19 protein-coding genes are annotated in these 15864 nt (G+C 69.4%); 10 read left to right on the plus strand and 9 right to left on the minus strand.

What is annotated here, in order from left to right; genetic code table 11:
• Nucleotides 1-19 precede the first annotated feature (19 nt).
• The 4 genes from ABCU91_RS12155 to ABCU91_RS12170 are packed head-to-tail and all read right to left on the minus strand — an operon-like array spanning nt 20 to nt 2984.
• Nucleotides 20-811, minus strand: a complete 792-nt coding sequence (locus tag ABCU91_RS12155) for an MOSC domain-containing protein (RefSeq protein WP_413353872.1) — start codon at nt 809-811, stop codon at nt 20-22.
• A gap of 1 nt (nt 812) precedes the next feature.
• Nucleotides 813-1139, minus strand: a complete 327-nt coding sequence (locus ABCU91_RS12160; protein ID WP_413353873.1) for a hypothetical protein — start codon at nt 1137-1139, stop codon at nt 813-815.
• A gap of 48 nt (nt 1140-1187) precedes the next feature.
• Nucleotides 1188-2057 carry an aldo/keto reductase gene (locus tag ABCU91_RS12165; protein WP_406923836.1) on the minus strand — a complete coding sequence of 290 codons (870 nt, stop codon included), beginning with the start codon at nt 2055-2057 and terminating at the stop codon, nt 1188-1190.
• Nucleotides 2058-2099: 42 nt separating this feature from the next.
• Nucleotides 2100-2984: a hypothetical protein gene (locus tag ABCU91_RS12170; protein WP_413353874.1), complete on the minus strand. Its 885-nt coding sequence runs from the start codon at nt 2982-2984 to the stop codon at nt 2100-2102.
• A gap of 62 nt (nt 2985-3046) precedes the next feature.
• Between ABCU91_RS12170 and ABCU91_RS12175 the strand changes: the two genes are divergently transcribed.
• From ABCU91_RS12175 to ABCU91_RS12190, 4 genes are read left to right on the plus strand one after another with little or no spacing between them, the layout of a single operon-like run.
• A complete protein-coding gene (locus ABCU91_RS12175; protein ID WP_020096921.1) occupies nt 3047-3343 on the plus strand; it encodes a rhodanese-like domain-containing protein in 297 nt (98 codons plus the stop codon).
• 50 nt (nt 3344-3393) lie between these two features.
• A complete protein-coding gene (locus tag ABCU91_RS12180; protein ID WP_413353875.1) occupies nt 3394-4530 on the plus strand; it encodes a 3-oxoacyl-[acyl-carrier-protein] synthase III C-terminal domain-containing protein in 1137 nt (378 codons plus the stop codon).
• The gene (locus ABCU91_RS12185) at nt 4527-5198 is read left to right on the plus strand and encodes an iron-containing redox enzyme family protein (protein ID WP_413353876.1); all 672 of its coding nucleotides are present in this window, start codon (nt 4527-4529) and stop codon (nt 5196-5198) included. Before ABCU91_RS12180 ends, ABCU91_RS12185 begins: the two co-directional genes overlap by 4 nt.
• Before the next feature lies 1 nt (nt 5199).
• Complete coding sequence (locus ABCU91_RS12190; RefSeq protein ID WP_413353877.1) at nt 5200-6078, plus strand: DUF6999 family protein; 879 nt, start codon at nt 5200-5202, stop codon at nt 6076-6078.
• A gap of 3 nt (nt 6079-6081) precedes the next feature.
• On the opposite strand, the gene ABCU91_RS12195 is transcribed toward ABCU91_RS12190, so the two are convergent.
• The 3 genes from ABCU91_RS12195 to ABCU91_RS12205 are packed head-to-tail and all read right to left on the minus strand — an operon-like array spanning nt 6082 to nt 8928.
• Entirely contained in the window at nt 6082-6483 is a 402-nt protein-coding gene (locus tag ABCU91_RS12195; RefSeq protein WP_413353878.1) for a GNAT family N-acetyltransferase, read from the minus strand.
• Nucleotides 6480-7523, minus strand: coding sequence for a DUF1266 domain-containing protein (locus ABCU91_RS12200; protein WP_413353879.1), 1044 nt, complete (start codon nt 7521-7523; stop codon nt 6480-6482). Before ABCU91_RS12200 ends, ABCU91_RS12195 begins: the two co-directional genes overlap by 4 nt.
• A 31-nt stretch (nt 7524-7554) precedes the next feature.
• A complete protein-coding gene (locus tag ABCU91_RS12205) occupies nt 7555-8928 on the minus strand; it encodes a glycoside hydrolase family 30 protein (RefSeq protein WP_413353880.1) in 1374 nt (457 codons plus the stop codon).
• A gap of 81 nt (nt 8929-9009) precedes the next feature.
• Between ABCU91_RS12205 and ABCU91_RS12210 the strand changes: the two genes are divergently transcribed.
• Nucleotides 9010-9618 (plus strand): TetR/AcrR family transcriptional regulator, encoded by a 609-nt coding sequence (locus ABCU91_RS12210; protein WP_413353881.1) that lies wholly within the window; start codon nt 9010-9012, stop codon nt 9616-9618.
• A 66-nt stretch (nt 9619-9684) separates the two neighbouring features.
• A complete protein-coding gene (locus ABCU91_RS12215) occupies nt 9685-9966 on the plus strand; it encodes a hypothetical protein (RefSeq protein ID WP_231916457.1) in 282 nt (93 codons plus the stop codon).
• 6 nt (nt 9967-9972) lie between these two features.
• Here the strand turns inward: ABCU91_RS12215 and ABCU91_RS12220 are convergent, their stop codons facing one another.
• Together ABCU91_RS12220 and ABCU91_RS12225 are read right to left on the minus strand one after the other, a co-directional pair.
• Nucleotides 9973-10485, minus strand: a complete 513-nt coding sequence (locus tag ABCU91_RS12220) for a MarR family winged helix-turn-helix transcriptional regulator (RefSeq protein ID WP_406923818.1) — start codon at nt 10483-10485, stop codon at nt 9973-9975.
• Between the two features lie 112 nt (nt 10486-10597).
• On the minus strand, nt 10598-12781 hold the full coding sequence (locus ABCU91_RS12225) for an MMPL family transporter (protein ID WP_413353882.1): 2184 nt from the start codon (nt 12779-12781) through the stop codon (nt 10598-10600).
• Nucleotides 12782-12998: 217 nt separating this feature from the next.
• On the opposite strand from ABCU91_RS12225, the gene ribB reads away from it, so the two are divergent.
• Genes ribB through ABCU91_RS12245 form a run of 4 tightly spaced genes read left to right on the plus strand, consistent with a single transcriptional unit; the run spans nt 12999 to nt 15832 of the window.
• Entirely contained in the window at nt 12999-13646 is a 648-nt protein-coding gene (gene ribB / locus ABCU91_RS12230; protein ID WP_413353883.1) for a 3,4-dihydroxy-2-butanone-4-phosphate synthase, read from the plus strand.
• 1 nt (nt 13647) lies between these two features.
• Nucleotides 13648-14877 carry a 1-acyl-sn-glycerol-3-phosphate acyltransferase gene (locus ABCU91_RS12235; RefSeq protein ID WP_413353884.1) on the plus strand — a complete coding sequence of 410 codons (1230 nt, stop codon included), beginning with the start codon at nt 13648-13650 and terminating at the stop codon, nt 14875-14877.
• Nucleotides 14874-15419 (plus strand): hypothetical protein, encoded by a 546-nt coding sequence (locus ABCU91_RS12240; RefSeq protein ID WP_413353885.1) that lies wholly within the window; start codon nt 14874-14876, stop codon nt 15417-15419. The genes ABCU91_RS12235 and ABCU91_RS12240 overlap by 4 nt, the downstream gene beginning before the upstream one ends.
• A complete protein-coding gene (locus ABCU91_RS12245; RefSeq protein WP_413353886.1) occupies nt 15416-15832 on the plus strand; it encodes an SRPBCC family protein in 417 nt (138 codons plus the stop codon). Before ABCU91_RS12240 ends, ABCU91_RS12245 begins: the two co-directional genes overlap by 4 nt.
• Nucleotides 15833-15864 lie beyond the last annotated feature (32 nt).

Below are 15864 nucleotides of genomic sequence, written 5' to 3' on the forward strand. Positions count from 1 at the left end.
TGGGATCGGTCCCACGAGCTCAGGACGTCGCGACGACCTCATCCCCCACGCGCACCGTGCCCCCGTCGCCGACGGGCAGCAGCAGGATGCCGAGAGTCGCCTCGTTCTGACCGAACTCGGTCGTCAGCACGCGCAGCAGTCGCGCGTCGCGCTGGCCGGTGTCGGGGTTCGCAGTGATGGCGGCGCAGCGACCGATCGGACGCTGGACCTCGAACTCCACGTCGCCGATGCGGACGCGGCCCGACCATTCGAGCTCCCCCCATGGCGCGGTGCCCGAGACGACGATGTTGGAGCGGAAGCGGCGATCGTCGACGGGTGCGGGCACGGCGGCATCCACCTGTTCCACCGTCGACGCGCCGTGCAGGGAGACGAAGCCGCGCGCTCGGTCCTGGAACCTCGACGTCGCGCCGTCGCCGACGAGGCGCAGCGGCAGGACGCCGGGACGCCCCAGCACTTGCGCGTCGGAGGACCGCGCCACGAACGCGGTGACCGCGTCCTCGAGTTCGCGGCGTCCGGCATCGTCGAGCCCTGCCTGAACCAGCAGGCGACCGTCCTCGCTGACCCGGACGACGCCATCGTCGACCTCGACGTGCAGGCGGGCGATCGAGGGGAAATCCATGAGTGCGAGTCCGCGACTCTTCGGCCAGTACTCTAGGCCGCCGTCGTCCTCGGGAGTCGTCGCGTCGGCGAAGCGGAAGGCGAGGACGCGGTCTCCGGCGATGCGGCCGTCCGGCTGCACGATGAGCTCGGCCCTCGGTTCGGGAGTGAATCCCTTGACCGGGTAGCGGTACAGCGAGGTGACGACGGCCATCTCACGCCTGCCGGTAGTGCCGGACGCGCTCGTCGCGCTCGACGAGGTACTCGTCGTCCTCCGGGTAGAAAACCGCCTGCTCGATGTCATCGCCGGCGAACGCGGTGATCGCGTCGAGACTCGCCCACCTCGACACCGTCGTGATCTCGGTACGACCGTCGCCGAGGTCACGGGTGAGCAGCCACGCGTCAAGGTTGCCGGGCGTCGATCGGTAGGCGCTCATGCCGGTGCGCTCGACGTAGTCGGCGTACGCGTCCCGATCCTCGGTGCGGACCACGCCGCTCCACACCCGGACGACCGGCGGACTCTGCTGGGCAAAAGACGTCACCCGCCCACCCTGGCAGAGGGTGGACGGGTGACGCGAGGGATGCGGGGCTCAGCTGCCGAGCTTCGACAGCTCCGCGAACTCCTCGTCGGTGAGCTCGATGACCGCGCCCTGGAGGTTGTCCTCGAGGTGGGCGACGCTCGAGGTGCCCGGGATCGGGAGCATGACCGGCGAGCGCTTCAGCAGCCACGCGAGGGCGACCTGTGCGGGGGTCGCGTTCTTGCGCTCGGCGATGTCGGTCAGCGGCGAGTCGGTGCCGGTGAGGCCACCGGTCGCGAGCGGGAACCACGGGATGAAGCCGATGCCCTGCTCCTCGGACCAGTCGAGGAGCGCCTCGGCGTCGCGGTGCTGCAGGTTGTAGAGGTTCTGCACCGTGACGATCTCGGCGATCTCCTGCGCGGCCTTGACCTCGTCGACCGAGACCTCGGACAGTCCGATGTACCGGATCTTCCCCTCGTCCTGCAGCGCCTTCAGCTCGCCGACCTGGTCCTCGAGCGGAACCTTCGGGTCGATGCGGTGCAGCTGGAACAGGTCGATGCGCTCGAGACCGAGGCGCCGGAGGCTCATCTCCGCACCCTGGCGCAGGAACTCGGGGCGTCCGAGCGGGGGCCACACGTTCGGGCCGGTGCGGGTCAGGCCGGACTTCGTCGCGATGACGACGTCGTCGGCGTAGGGGTGCAGCGCCTCCTTGAGGAGCTCCTCGGCGACGTACGGGCCGTAGGACTCAGCGGTGTCGAAGAAGTTCACACCGAGCTCGACGCTGCGACGGAGGACGCGGATCGCCTCGTCGTGGTCCTTCGGCGGACCCCAGACGCCGGGGCCGGTGAGCTGCATGGTGCCGTAACCGAGGCGGTTGACCTCGAGGTCTCCGCCGATGCGGAACGTGCCGGACGACTGTGCAGGCTTCGTGTTGTTCGTCATAGGGAGGTTCAGCGCATCAGCCCGCCGGAACATTCCCGTCCGTCAGCTTTTCGCGCCGATCGGGCGAAGCCCCTCGGGCGATTCGATGAGCATCTCCAGGTCGCCGAGCGCGGGCCAGTCGCCGAGCTCTCCGAGGTCGCCGCCGGACTCGTACCAGGCGTCGCGTTGCTCGGACGTCCAGTCGGCGCCTTCGTCGACGAAAACGCTCGTGAGAACACCGTCCGTCACCATGAGCCGCACGTCGAAGGTGGCATCGCTCAGGGCGCGGAACCGACCGACGACCGGGAACGTCGCGTGCGCCGGAACGGCCCGCGGCAGGTCCTCGGCGACGAGGAGCTGCGCGTTCGGCCAGAACCCGCCGTCGCTGTCGTCGAAGACGAGACGCTCCGCATGCGCGAGCTGGGCGCGGAGCTCCGGCGCACCGAAGAGGTCGGTGGCGGCGAGCAGGTGGGCAGCGAGAGCCCGGACGTCCTCCGGCAGGTCGACGGCGATCTCCTGCGCTTCGGGGGTGTCCTCCGGAGTGTCGAGGGTGCGACTCGCCCACCACGAGCCGAAGGCGAGGACGGCCCCGCCGGCTGCCAGCCAACGGCGCGGATGCCGGGCGCCGGTGCGCGCGACCGCGTCCTGCACGCGGGCGTCCACCGCTTCGCCCGCATCGGCGAAGCCCAGGGCCGCACCGGCGGCGCCCGCGACAAGGGCCGCCCGCCCGGCCGGCGGGACGGCGCCGCTGGGATCGCTGCTGCGGAGACCGACGCCGACGGTCCAGGCGGCGAGCCCCGCGTTCGCCAGGCGGTAGACGAGGCGCTGCCCGACGGTGAGACGGCGTGGGTCGATGAGGGTGAGGGCTCCGACGACGCACGACGACACGACGCCGTGGGTGATCGAGGTCGAGTCGTTCAGGGCACGGAGAGCGGAGCGGATCGGCATACTCCGAGGGTAACGATCGCCGACTCCGCGCCGCGGCCCGCGAGATCTGCGACCATCGAGGTATGCACTCCATCACGACGGCGCAGCTGGCCGAGGCCTCCCCCGCGAACATCATCGACGTGCGCGAACCCGACGAGTTCGCCGCCGGTCACGTGCCCGGTGCGCGCAACATCCCCCTCGCCACGGTGCCCGACCACGTGGACGAGCTGCGCGAACTCGACGACCTGCACCTCATCTGCCAGGCCGGCGGACGCAGCGCCCGCGCGGCCGCGTTCCTCGAGCACCACGGTCTGGAGACGACGAATGTCGAGGGCGGCACCGGCTCCTGGATCGCGGAGGGCCGCGAGGTCGAGAAGTGACCCGGGGATAACACCCGAGCCGTTCGGTCCGACCCTCTAGGGTCGGACCCATGGCATCGACGGCGTCCGCGTACCTGACCGGTTTCGGCCGGTATCTGCCGGGCGAGCCGGTCGACAACGACGGCATCGTCAGCCGTTTGGGCGGCGACGATGCGGTGACGGCCCGCATCCGTCGTCGCGTGCTCGACGCGAACGGCATCCGGCAGCGGTACTACGCCCTCGACGAGGGTGGCGAGCCGACCGAGCTCAACGAGGAGCTCGCGGTCAAGGCGCTGACCGCGGCGCTCGACGACCGCGGCCTCGAGGCCGGTGACCTGCGCATGCTCGCGACCGCGACGACGATGGGCGACGTGCTCGTCCCCGGGTTCGCGTCGATGGTGCACGGCCGCCTCGGCGGCGGTCCGATGCAGTTGCTGTCGGCGTCGGGGGTCTGCGCGTCGAGTCTTGCCGCGCTGGATGCCGCGGTGTCGAAGATCAAGCTCGGTGACCACCCGCGCGCCGCGGTCGTCGGGTCGGAGCTGTCGAGCCGGAGCCTGCGGCAGCGGCGGTACGACGGCATCCGCGCCGGGATGGACTCGCACTTCCTGCGCTGGATGCTGTCGGACGGCGCCGGCGCCGTGGTCGTCGAGTTCCAGCCGCATCCCACGCGCATCTCGCTGCGCGTCGACTGGGTGCGGCACGTCTCGCTGGCCCACGAGCACGACGTCTGCATGCGTGCCGGCATGGGCGGCCCCGAGCCGGTCGTCGGGTCGACGTGGCAGGACCTGCCGGTCGACGACGCGGCAGCGGCGGGCATGTTCCTGCTGCGCCAGGACGTCAGCATGCTCGACGACCTCGCGGGCGCCGGCCTCGCGCAGTTCGAGGAGCTCGTCGACATCGGTCTCGTCGACGTCGGGAAGCTCGACCACGTCATCTGCCACTACAGCACGAACGCGTTCCGCGACCTGGCCTTCGACGGGCTGCGCAAGCGCGTGCCGACGCTCGACACCGACCGCTGGTTCTCGAACCTCGAGACCTGCGGCAACACAGGGGCGGCGAGCATCTTCATCGCGCTCGAGGAGGCGTTTCGGACGGGGCGCTTCTCCCCCGGCGAGACGATCCTGCTCGCCGTGCCCGAGTCGGGCAGGTTCTCTTTCGCGTTCGCCCACCTGACCGTCGTCGCGCCCCCCGAAGGAGCATCGTCATGACCGCATCCACCACCGTCGACACCCTCGCCGACCGCCTCGCCGCGGTGTGGGACGAGCTCGAGGAGCACCTCTCGCGCGTCCCGGTCCTGCAGCGATTGGATGCCGGCACCGTCACCCTGCACGACTACGAGCGGTTGCTGTTCAATCTGCGCCAGCAGGTGGTCGACGGGTCGCCGTGGATCTCGCGGGCGGCATCCAACTTCGACATCGCCCACTTCGACCTGCGCGCCGCGGCGATCAAGCACGCCGAGGAGGAGCACCGCGACTACCTGATGCTCGAGCGCGACTATGTCGCGATCGGCGGAACGCTGTCGGAGCTGCGCGCGGGCCGCAAGAACGTCGGGTCCGAAGCGCTGTCGGGCTACATGTTCACGTACGCCGACCGGCCGAACCCGACGGGGCTGCTGGGGGCGATGTTCATCATCGAGGGGCTCGGCGCGCAGCGCGCGGCGGGCTGGGCGAAGCGGTTCCAGGAGGTGCTGGGCCTCGCCGACAACCAGGTGAACTTCATGCGGTACCACGAGGTCGCCGACGGCAACCACACAGGCGACCTCGAGGCGATCCTCACATCCGGGATCATCACCGACGAGGACGCAAACGAGATCGTCCGGTGTGCGCAGGTCGTTGCCCGCCTGTACGCGCTCCAGCTCGAAGAGCTGGATCGCTGAGATGGCGAAGCGGCCGCCGCTGCCGGTGATGCGGGAGTTCGTGAAGAGCGATCCCAGCATGTGGGAGGCGATCTACTCCGATCCCTCGGTGCCGCTCGATCGCGCGGTGGTGCGCCAGATCATCAACGATCAGCGGCGGCTGTCGCGGCGGTGGCTGTACCCGGTCGCGCGGGTGCTCTCGCGGGTCGTCGTGGCGATCGTGTCGGTTGTGAAGCGGATGCTGCCGTTCCGGTGGATGCCGCTGCCCGTCATGGATGCGCTGTGCGTGTGGTTCCTGCGGCACTTCGTCTCCCCCAGCGCGGTGGACCTCCTGATTCGCCACTTCGTCGTCGAGACGAACCTCGTGAACTTCATCATCCGGAACACGCCGGTCGACATGGCGCCGGTGACGCTGCGGCCGACCGCGCTGTCGGGCCTCGGTGACTCGGCGGTCGTCGAGCACGACGTGAATGTCTACGACGTGCTGATCGCGCTCGACAAGGTGCGGGTGACGGAACGCGCCGAGCTGAACTTCGAGCAGCTTGACATCCCGCGACTCGACGCGGAGCGGCACGTCCGGCGGCTGATCCGTCTCGACATCCAGACGGCGCTGTGCTTCATGAACATCCCGTTCTCGATGGCGCTCACGGTGGAGGAGTACCGCCGGGCGGTGCACTCGATGAAGTTCGACGACTCGTTCCTCGAGATCCTCACGACGATCACGGGCGACGACACGTTCCGCGCGTGGAAGGTGGGTGCGCTGAGCCTGTGGATGGACTCGAACGTCGACGTGCCGCAGATGGTCTACCGGCACGCGCTGATCTGCGAGTACGCGCACGCGCAGCTCGTGAAGCTCGCCGGAGGCGAGTACCCGCGCGACACCCCGGCGGCGTTCGACTGAGGGTCAGCCGCCGCGCTGCATGACGCGCTCGGGGTTCGGGTGCAGAGTGAAACCGAACTGCTCGTAGAGGCCGTGCGCGTCGGCTGTGACGAGGAGCGTGCGCTTCAGCCCCAGCGGCTCGAGCGCGTCTACGACGGCGCCGACGAGCGCCGTGCCGACGGCCTTGCCGCGCGCCCCCGGATCGACGTAGAGGTCGCACAGCCACGCGAAGGTCGCGGAGTCGGTGACGACGCGCGCGTATCCGAGGGGCGTGCCGTCGTCGCCTTGGGCGTAAAAGTTCAACGAGTTCTGCGCTGCGCGCTCGACCACGTCGCGGGGGCGTCCGAGCGCCCAGTACGCGCCCTCGGACAGCCAGCGGTGCACGACGCCGAGGTCGATCTCGGCGAGGTCGGTCGTGATCCTCATGCGCGTGCCCCCTCGGTCGGCCAGGCGACGGATGCCGCGGGCCAGGACGACGTGCGCAGCTCGGCGAGCGCGTCGCGCTGACTCTGCACGGCCTGCAGCGAATCGGTGCGGAACGCCGTGGCGATGAGCACCTCGCGCCAGTACTCGTCCCAGCTGCCGTAGGTGCGGAACGCCTTCTCGGCGAGCGGCTCGAGCAGCGCCCACGTCTCGTCGGCCGTGAGGTAGCCGGCGACGTAGGCGTAGCGGATGCCACCGACGCCGCGCTCGATGTCGGCGGCGAGCAGCAGCCGGGCGGGCTGTTCCTCGCTGCCGCGGGCGAGGTCCTGGATGTCGAAGACGGGCAGCTCGGTGAGCGCTGCGACCCGCGACATCATGTGCTCGGCGTTGTCGCTGTGGGCGATCTCGGCGAAGCGCTGCGAGTTCAGTCCCATGACGAGCGTGTCGGCGACGAGGAGCTCGGCGTCGCCCTTCGTGACGATCTTGAACTGCTCGTCGAGCGCGCCGCGAAGCTGCTTGAGCGGCGTGACGGGGAGCGAGAACCACGGCGAGCTCTTCTCACCGTCCTGGTGCTTCGTGCGCAGCTCCCGCGGCAGCTCGGCGAAGGTGGGCGTGAAGGCGAGCGAGCCGTTCCAGCTGCGGACGGCGAAGTCGCTCGCGGCGTCGAGCGCGAGGATCTCCTGCTGCCGCGGGGTGAGTGGCTGCCGACCGGATGCCTCGATGTAGGCGAGCTGCGCACGGCGGGGAGCACCGGCATCCCTTCTGGCGAGGATGATCGAGGCGATCAGGAGGCCGAACGCCATGCCGACGGCGAAGGCGAAGAAGTTGACGATGACCTCGTCGACCTCCCAGACGAACGAGAGCACGAAGCCGGCGATGCCGAACGGGGCGGCGATGAGAGTGACGGGCAGCGCTCGCCTGCGCATCTCGGCGGGGTCTGCCTTGCGCTTGGCTTCGAGAGCCTGCGCGTAGCGGCGACGGGCTCGGACGGGGTACTCGACGTCACCGGGATGGTTCTGGAGGGCGTTCACGTCAGGGGCCACCGCACCATCCTGGCACCGGACGGTGTTCTTCTCAGGCGGGGACGACGAGCGTGTTCAGCGAGTCCGCCGGCAGGACGACCTCGAGCGCCTGCCCGTCGATCATGAACGTCATCGGCATCTCCTCGCCCAGGTCGTTCTGCACGACGATGACGAGGCTGCCATCGGGGTTCCGGAACACCAGCTGGTTCTCGTGGCCGCTGTAGCTGAGTGTCGGGATGCGGCGAGCCCCGCCGGCCACGAAGTGGGAGACGTGTTTGAGCACGTAGAGCTCGTGGGTGAAGGCGTACGAGCCGGTGTCGGGATCGACCACCACGAGCGAGTTCTGCGCCCAGCCCCAGCGGCTCACCCCGCCCTCGAGCAGCGACATGTTCCAATACATGTACGCCGCCGCCCCATGCGAGAGGAAGTGCTTCATGAGGGACCAGGCATGGCGCGCGAGGCGCCAGTCGTTCCGGCCGTCGCCGCACTCCTGCTCGGTCTGGTAGATCGCGAGCTCCGGGTGATGGCGGTGCAGGTAAGCCACGGCCCCCTTTCCCGCCCACTGCGCGCCGATCCCCGAGATCCACTCGGCGGCCGTCGCGTCGGCGAGCACGCGCTCGACGAGGCCGTCGTCGGCGCGCTCGAGCGTCCCGAGGAAGACGCTCACGCCGCGTGACGCCATCTCGGGACCGAGGTGTCGGATGAAGGCGGCGAGTCCCTCGGGGGTCCATGTGCAGCTCGGGAAGATCTGCGCCGAGTTGAACTCGTTCTGCGGCATCACCATCGTGACGGGGATGCCGAGTTCGGCATATGCGTCGACGAACCGGCCGAAGTAGGAGGCGTACGCGGCTAGCGTCCCGTCGTCGAGGCGCATCATGTCGGTGCCCTCGGCGCCGAGCTGGTCGTCGCGGATGCCGTTGTCGACTCCCGCCGCGAGCGGGCTCGCCTTGGCGGCGGCGTAGTGGCCGTTCGTCTTCATCCAGGTCGGCGGACTCCAGGGCGAGGCCCAGAGAGTGAGGTCGGGCTGGTGCCGCTGCGCAGCCTGGATGAAGGGCACGAGCGTCGCGTGGTCGTGCTCGATCGAGAAGTCGTCGAGCACGAGGTCGCCGGGGGTCTCGTCGTAGCTGTACCAGTCAGTCGAGAAGTCGTTGGCACCGACGGGCATGCGGCAGCGGGTGAGGTTCAGACCCGTTCCCGGTTCGAAGAGTTCTCGCATGACGGCATCCCGGTCCTCTTCGGTGAGGCGGGAGAGCGAGGTCCACCCGAGCTCGTTGAACGAGGCGCCGAAGCCCTCGACGGCCTGCTGCGGGTCGTCGGCCTGCAGGATCACCGACGGCATGGCGCGCACCTCGCCGAGGACGGGCGGGTCGAGCTCCCGCCAGGGATGCTCCTGAGTGGTGCTGATCCAGCGGATGGGTGCGGCCATGTGCTCTCTCCTGTGAGTCGCGTCCGCCCACGCTAGCGCAAAATCCAATGTACGTTGAATTTTGCCGGGTAGGCTGAACCCATGCCTTCTTCGAGCAAGCGCGGTCCGTACGCGAAGACGGCGGCGCGTCAGCGCGAGATCCTGGATGCCGCCGGCGACGTCTTCGCGACGCACGGCTACCGCGCGGGGTCGCTGAAGGAGATCGCCGATCGGGTCGGCATCGACGCGTCGACGATCCTGCACCACTTCGCGAACAAGAGCGTTCTGCTGCAGAAGGTGCTCGAGGACCGCGACACCCGGAGTCTGACGGATGCCGATTCGGACCGCACGGCCGGTCCCGCAGACACCCCCGCGGCGTTCCTGCGCCTGGCGCGCGCGAACGAGAAGATCCCGGGCATCGTCGAGCTGTACACGCTGCTCGCGGCCGAGTCGGCGACGCCGGACCACCCCAGCAACGAGTACTTCGTGCTGCGTTACGCCCGGGTGCGCAGCGAGTTCGCGTCCGCATTCCGCGAGATGGCGGATGCCGGGCTCCTCCGCCCGGGCGTCGATCCCGAGTTCGCGGCGGTGTCGACCCTGGCGCTGTGGGACGGGGTGCAGGTGCAGTGGATGCACGATCCGGATGCCGTCGATGTCACCGAGACGCTGCGGAAGCACCTCGAGCTGCTGACCACGGTCGACCTCTCCTGACAGCCGGTGCCGCGCGGTAGCGTGAACGGGGGCGACAGAGCCCGCGAGCCGATGTGTGGGAGAACGATGTCTGAGACGCCGACGAGGCAGTCCGCCGCCGCGCGACCGTCGAACCGACTCGCGATCGCGACGCTCGTCGTCGGCATCGCCGCGTTCCTCACCGGGCTCGTCCCGTGGCTCGGGCTGATCCTTGGCCTGACGGCTTTCGGGCTAGGTATCTACGCCCTGACGCGCGGTCAGTCGAAGGTGATGGCGCTGGTGGGTGGCTCGCTCGGATCGATCGCTGCGGTCACCGGCTTGATCTCGACGAGCGCCCTCATGATGTGGCTGCTCAGCGGTAACGCCTGACGCTGGTCAGTCGTCCGCAAGCGGAGCGCCGCGGAATCGGCGCTCGAGCACAGCGCCGGACTCGCTCCCCGTGAGGTACGTGCGCAGCGCCGTCGCGAGGCCCGTGAGGTCGGCGGGGTCGAGGAGCAGACGGGCGCCCTCGTCGATGGTCCGGTCGATCTCGCGCAGGTGCGGCACGATCTGCCGTCCGGCGTCGGTGAGCTTCAACTCCAGGGCGCGCCGATCCTTCAGGTGAGGCGTGCGTTCGACGTAACCCCGCTTGACGAGCGTGTCGACGATCCTGCTCGGGCTTCCCGTCTCGCAGACGATGAGCTCACCGAGCTCCTTGAGCGACACCGGACCGTACTGGTCGAGCACCAGGATGATCTCGAACTGCGACGACGTGAGGCCGAGGGGTGCCAGCTGACGCCCGAGCGCGCGGTTGCCTTCGCGCTGAGCCGCGAGCACGAGGTAGCGCAGCTCGAAGGGTGCGAGGGTCGCGGGGTCCGCCTCAGAGGGCGTCAGCGCCGTGTCGGTCATGCTTCATCCAGCCGTTCGGGTCGATCGCGGGTGTCGCTCTGCACCCAGTGTGCCAGGTGAGGAACGCCGGCCGGCGTCCGGGGGGAGGAGGTCCGCCGGCCGGCATCCCCGCTCAGGTGAGCGCCGGCTCCCTCGCGGGTGCCTCCCGGCCCGCGTCGGGGTCTGACGCGGGCTCCGGCTCGGCGCGTCGTCCGAACGCCCGCGGTCCGATCGCACGAAGGATGCTCGGCATGACCAGCATCCGGATGACGACCGCATCGAGCGCGACGGCGATCGCCAGTCCGATCCCGATCTCGCGGACGATGCTGATCTGCGCCGTCATGAATGAGAGGAAGACGGCGATCATGATGATCGCGGCGCTGTTGATCATCCCCCGGGTCCGTGCCGCACCCTGGAGGACCGCCTGCTCGTAGTCCGGCCCGCCTCGGTAGAGCTCCCTCATGCGGGACATGATGATCACCATGTAGTCCATGCTCAGACCGAACATCACGGCGAACAGCAGGATGGGCGTCACGGAGTTCAGGGGGACGTCGCTGATCGCTCGCTGGACGAGCGTCAGCAGTCCGACGCTCGCCCCGACGACGAGCAGGTTGAAGACAAGCGCCAGCAGGGGCAGCAGCACCGACCGCCAGGCGAGTGCGAGCATGATGAAGGTCAGCGTGAGCACGATGGCGGCGATGGCGGGGATGCTGCCGATGATCGTCTCATCGAAGTCGACACCCTGCGCGGTGGCACCGGTCACGGCGACGTCCGCTCCCCCGTCGATGCGGCCGGCGAGGTCGGCGCGGACGTCCTTTACGAGGTCGTGAGTGCTGACCGTATCCGGTCCCTCCGACGTCGTCACGAGCAGTCGCGTAGCGATGGTGCCGTCCGTCGAGCTCCAGAGGCGCTCGACCTCGGCCGGGACGGTGCCGTCACCCAGCGCCTGGGCGAGCGGGCTTCCGGACGGGGCGAACTGCGTCACGTCGAGCACCCCGTCGACGCCCGAGTGATCGACGAGCCAGTCCCGTGCCTCTCCGGTCTCGGCGAGCGCGGTGGCGGCCGTGGTCCCCTCGGGGAAGGTGAGGATGACGTCCACGGGGAAGAGGCCCTCCTGCCCGATGTCGGTTTCGAGCAGTTCGAGCCCGGCGCGCGCCGGGTCGCCCGCGGGGAGCACGGTCGCGCTGGCGACCGGCGATTGGAGCGAGAGTCCGGCGATGGGCACGGCGGCGAGGATCATGACCGCGGCTCCGGCGAGACCGACCAGCCCGGGGCGGCGGATGCGGGCCGAGCCCGCCACGGGGACCGGTCTCTTCCGCCGCGACGCGAAGGGCAGCCGGCCGGCGTCGATCCGCGTGCCGAGCAGGGCGAGCCCTGCGGGCAGGACGAGCATGGTCACGGCGAGCGCGACCAGCGCGACCACGATGCCGCCGAGCGCGATGCTGGTGAGCGCCATGACCTGCGGCACGAAGAGCGCCGACAGGGCGAGGGCGACCGCGAACCCGCTGAAGAGGACGGAGTGGCCGGCGGTCGCCATCGTCACGTGGATCGCGTCGGGCGTTGACCTGCCGGCCGCGAGTTCCTCGCGGAAGCGTTTGATGATGAACAGCGAGTAGTCGACGGCGACGGCCAACCCGATCATCGAGACGATGTTCGTGTAGAGGTTCGAGATCTCGGTGACCCCGGTCGCGAGGGTGCCGATGCCCATCGAGATCATCAGAGCCGATCCGGCGACGAGCAGAGGCAGGATGGTCGCGACGACGGATCCGAACACGAGAAGCAGCACGACGATGAGTATCGGGAAGACGATCAGCTCGGCGCGGATCGCATCCGCTTTCGAGTGCGCATTGAGCTGGTAGTCGAGCGCGGGTTGACCGGTGACGTAGGCGTCATCGGCGATGTCCTGTTCGTCGAGGGATGCCTGGAGTTCGGGCACGAGGTTCTGCACCGTCGTACTGTCCGCCGTGAAGCCGGCGATGACGGCGACCGTCCGGCCGTCGTCGGAGGCGAGGTCCGCCTGTTCCGACGGAAGGGTGACCCGCTCGGCCCCGGCCTCGCGGGCGAGGTCGGCCGCCTCATCGATCGCGGCGTCGGCGACGGGGTCCGCCGCGGAGAGGACGATCACGAGCTGGTTCGGGGCTTCGTCGAACTTCTGCTCGAGAACGGCCTGCGCCTGCAGCGCTTCGGCTCGCGGGTTGGTGAATCCCCCGCCGCTCAGCGCACCGTCCAGCCGCAGGGCGAGCAGCGCGCCGGCGATGAACAGCGTCGCCCAGACGGCGAGGACGACGCGGGGGTGTCGGATGGATATCGCGGTCACACGGTGCATGGTTTCCCCCAGTTGAGTGTCACGTCATACGTGTTGTGACATGTATACACCACATTGCTCGCGCGTGAACATCCCCGACTTTGCGCGTCACGTTCATTGACGCCGTGCATCCCCGTCCCTAACGTTCCGTGTTGTGACATTCATGCGATGACAACCGTCGTCAATGCTGGTCACGAACGCCGCGCGAGCGGCAGAACTGGGGGCAGTCATGACTATGGAAATCGATGCTTTCGTCGGGTCGACGATGCTGGATGCGGCAGTCGACGCAATCGAAGCGATCCGCCGGGGGCAGATGGTCGTCATCGTGGATGACGAGGATCGCGAGAACGAAGGTGACCTGGTCGTCGCGGCGGACCACGCCACGCCGCAGGTGATCAACTTCATGATCACGCACGGGCGCGGGCTGGTCTGCCTGTCGCTCACTCGGGAGCGGGCTCTGCAGCTGGAGCTGCCGCCGATGGTGACCTTCAATGAAGACCACATGGGGACGGCGTTCACCGTCTCTATCGACGCCACGCGCGCATTCGGCGTCACCACGGGGATCTCCGCGGCCGAGCGGGCGAGGACGATCCAGGTCGCCATGACGGGTGCCGCCGGCGACCTGCAGCGCCCCGGTCACGTCTTCCCGCTGATCGCCCGCGACGGCGGTGTCATCGAGCGGACCGGCCACACCGAGGCATCCGTCGACATCGCACGCGCCGCAGGGTGCACTCCGTCCGGGGTGATCGTGGAGATCATCGGTGACGACGGCGAGATGCTCCGCCGTGACTCCCTGCGCCGCTTCGCTGACGAGCACGGACTGCTGATGACCAGCATCGAGCTCCTGCGCGAACACTTCCTCGCGGGAGCGCGTTGACGTGCGCGGAGAGGTCACCGTCCGCCGGTTGACCGGCGCGATCGTCCGGCGGCGCCTTCGGCGACATCTCGTCACCATCGACGGCCTGCAGCACCTTCCGACATCGGGGCCGTTCGTGCTCGTCCCCAACCACCGCAGCTACTTCGATCACTTCGTGATGGAGCTGCTCGTCAACGCGGCCGTCGGTCGCCCCGTTTGGTTTCTGACGAAGAAGGAGAGCTTCGACGCCTACGTGTCGCGGCTCTGGACGCGGGCCTGGTACGGCATTCCGGTCGATCGAGACCGGCCGAGCCCCGAGACGCTGCGAGCGGTACAGCGGGTGTTCGCTGCAGGTGAGGTGCTCTGCGTCTACCCCGAGGGAACCCGGAACGCGACCGACGAGATGCTGCATTTCCAGGCGGGAGCGTTCCGCTTCGCGCTCTCGGCCGGAACGCCGGTCATCCCCGTCGCAATGGTCGGCACCGAGACGGTCCTCCCCAAGGGCAGTCGGCGGTTTCGGGATGACGGGCGCGTGCACCTCGTCATCGGCGAGCCCATCCTGCCGGATCTGGCCGCCGGAAAGCAGCGGGCCGCAGGCGAGCTCGCCCTCTCAACCCGGGCGGCCATCGTCGCCCAGCTCGAGGCTGCGGCGAAGAACGCCCGGGATGCCGAGAGTCTCGACCTCGTGGTCGGTGCCGCGAAGGCCGTGGATGAGCTCATCACGGCGGCGCTCAGTGCGGACGGACGACTGGCGGCATCCGACCGCCGCAGGCTCGGGTTCGTGGTATCGCTCCTGGAGCGGATGGAGAGTCACCCGATCCACCTCGAGACGCAGCGGATCAGGCTGCGCGGGTTGGCGATCTCGAATCTGCCGCCTGCGCTACGCTTCCTGCCGGCGTTGCGGATGCGGGCGCGACTGGATCGCGTGCTCGCGCGGGATTCAGAGCATGCGGTCGCGAACTATTCGCTGGGGCGGTGGCACCTCGCGATGCCGTCCGCACTCGGTGGCGGGCGGGTACGGGCGGAAGCCGCCTTCATCGTCAGCGCGAGGAACGCCGAACCCGGTGACACGCGGGCGCTGGCGGGTCTGGCCGAGCTGTGTCTGGCCGCGGGGCGCATCGACGAGGCACGGGCGCATCTCGAGCTGATCGCCCGCGCACCGGTACGCTCCGGGAGCCGTGGCGAGGCGCGCGTCGATCGGGCGCGGCGGCAGCTCGAGGCGCTCGAGCCGACCGCGGAGGTGGGGGCATGATCGGGGCGCTCCGCGCGGGGCCGCTGACCGTCATCGACGATCTCGCGATCGTGTTCGACGACGACTCGCGCATCCGGTGGTCGCGCGGGCAGGGCGACCGGTGGCTACTCGTGGAGAGCTGGCCGAACACGGAGGAGCGCGCCGCCGTCGATCAGCACCTGGAGGGAGGTGGCTGCATGCTCGTGCTCACCGACGCGCAGCCGATCACGACGTATGCGCTGGGCGACGAGGTGCCGGCGGCGGACGGCCCGGTCGCCGAGGGGGAGGTCGTCGAGCTGTCACTCCCCCACTTCGACTGGCTGCCCGATGTGATCCGCGCGCGGGGCGAGGCTTTCCTGCGCGCGCAACAGGAGCGCTTCGCCGCGCTCCCCACCCTCCTCCGGCCGCCGGTGGTACTCGAGGGCGACGAGCCGTTCTCGGCCGGGAAGGTGAGCTTTGCGCTCCTCTCCGCCGGGGTCACCCGCGCGAGGTTGGAACGCGAGCTCACGGAGTACCTCGCCTACCTCCGCAGCACCGACGACATCGCCTGGAGGACCGCATGATGTACAGCTCAACCCTCACGATCGACGCCCCGCCGGGTTCGCTCGCCGGCATCCTGACCGACCTCGGCGCCCTCGCCGAATGGAACCCGGCGCTCGGTCGCGTGAACGAAACCGGTCAGGCGCAGACCGGGCGCCGGTATCGCAGCCGGATCCGCGGCGTGGTGCCCGCCACGATCCAGTACGAGACGGCCAGCGACGCGGTGATCACGTATCGGATGCAGGGACCGGGGGTCGCAGAGCGGGGCGTCTGGACGATGGACCCCCTGCCGGACGGGCGCACGCGCGTCCGGCACGAGTTCGCGCACACGGGGCTCGCCCTCCGGATGATGTCTGCGGCGTTCGAACCCGTGGCGGGGTGGCGGCTCGAACGTCTACGGGATGAGGTTCGAAGCCGGCTCGCGAGCCGGAGCTGAGGCATCCGACCCCCACCTGAAACACGACTCGG

It is taken from the genome of Microbacterium phoenicis, from assembly GCF_047302325.1.
Lineage (GTDB): Bacteria > Actinomycetota > Actinomycetes > Actinomycetales > Microbacteriaceae > Microbacterium.

What these genes read in the sequence shown, in the direction of transcription:
- ABCU91_RS12155 (WP_413353872.1), bottom strand. Translation starts at nt 811, where the DNA reads ATGGCCGTCGTCACCTCGCTGTACCGCTACCCGGTCAAGGGATTCACT.
- ABCU91_RS12165 (WP_406923836.1), bottom strand. Translation starts at nt 2,057, where the DNA reads ATGACGAACAACACGAAGCCTGCACAGTCGTCCGGCACGTTCCGCATC.
- ABCU91_RS12170 (WP_413353874.1), bottom strand. Translation starts at nt 2,984, where the DNA reads ATGCCGATCCGCTCCGCTCTCCGTGCCCTGAACGACTCGACCTCGATC.
- ABCU91_RS12175 (WP_020096921.1), top strand. Translation starts at nt 3,047, where the DNA reads ATGCACTCCATCACGACGGCGCAGCTGGCCGAGGCCTCCCCCGCGAAC.
- ABCU91_RS12180 (WP_413353875.1), top strand. Translation starts at nt 3,394, where the DNA reads ATGGCATCGACGGCGTCCGCGTACCTGACCGGTTTCGGCCGGTATCTG.
- ABCU91_RS12185 (WP_413353876.1), top strand. Translation starts at nt 4,527, where the DNA reads ATGACCGCATCCACCACCGTCGACACCCTCGCCGACCGCCTCGCCGCG.
- ABCU91_RS12190 (WP_413353877.1), top strand. Translation starts at nt 5,200, where the DNA reads ATGGCGAAGCGGCCGCCGCTGCCGGTGATGCGGGAGTTCGTGAAGAGC.
- ABCU91_RS12195 (WP_413353878.1), bottom strand. Translation starts at nt 6,483, where the DNA reads ATGAGGATCACGACCGACCTCGCCGAGATCGACCTCGGCGTCGTGCAC.
- ABCU91_RS12205 (WP_413353880.1), bottom strand. Translation starts at nt 8,928, where the DNA reads ATGGCCGCACCCATCCGCTGGATCAGCACCACTCAGGAGCATCCCTGG.
- ABCU91_RS12210 (WP_413353881.1), top strand. Translation starts at nt 9,010, where the DNA reads ATGCCTTCTTCGAGCAAGCGCGGTCCGTACGCGAAGACGGCGGCGCGT.
- ABCU91_RS12215 (WP_231916457.1), top strand. Translation starts at nt 9,685, where the DNA reads ATGTCTGAGACGCCGACGAGGCAGTCCGCCGCCGCGCGACCGTCGAAC.
- ABCU91_RS12220 (WP_406923818.1), bottom strand. Translation starts at nt 10,485, where the DNA reads ATGACCGACACGGCGCTGACGCCCTCTGAGGCGGACCCCGCGACCCTC.
- ribB (WP_413353883.1), top strand. Translation starts at nt 12,999, where the DNA reads ATGACTATGGAAATCGATGCTTTCGTCGGGTCGACGATGCTGGATGCG.
- ABCU91_RS12240 (WP_413353885.1), top strand. Translation starts at nt 14,874, where the DNA reads ATGATCGGGGCGCTCCGCGCGGGGCCGCTGACCGTCATCGACGATCTC.
- ABCU91_RS12245 (WP_413353886.1), top strand. Translation starts at nt 15,416, where the DNA reads ATGATGTACAGCTCAACCCTCACGATCGACGCCCCGCCGGGTTCGCTC.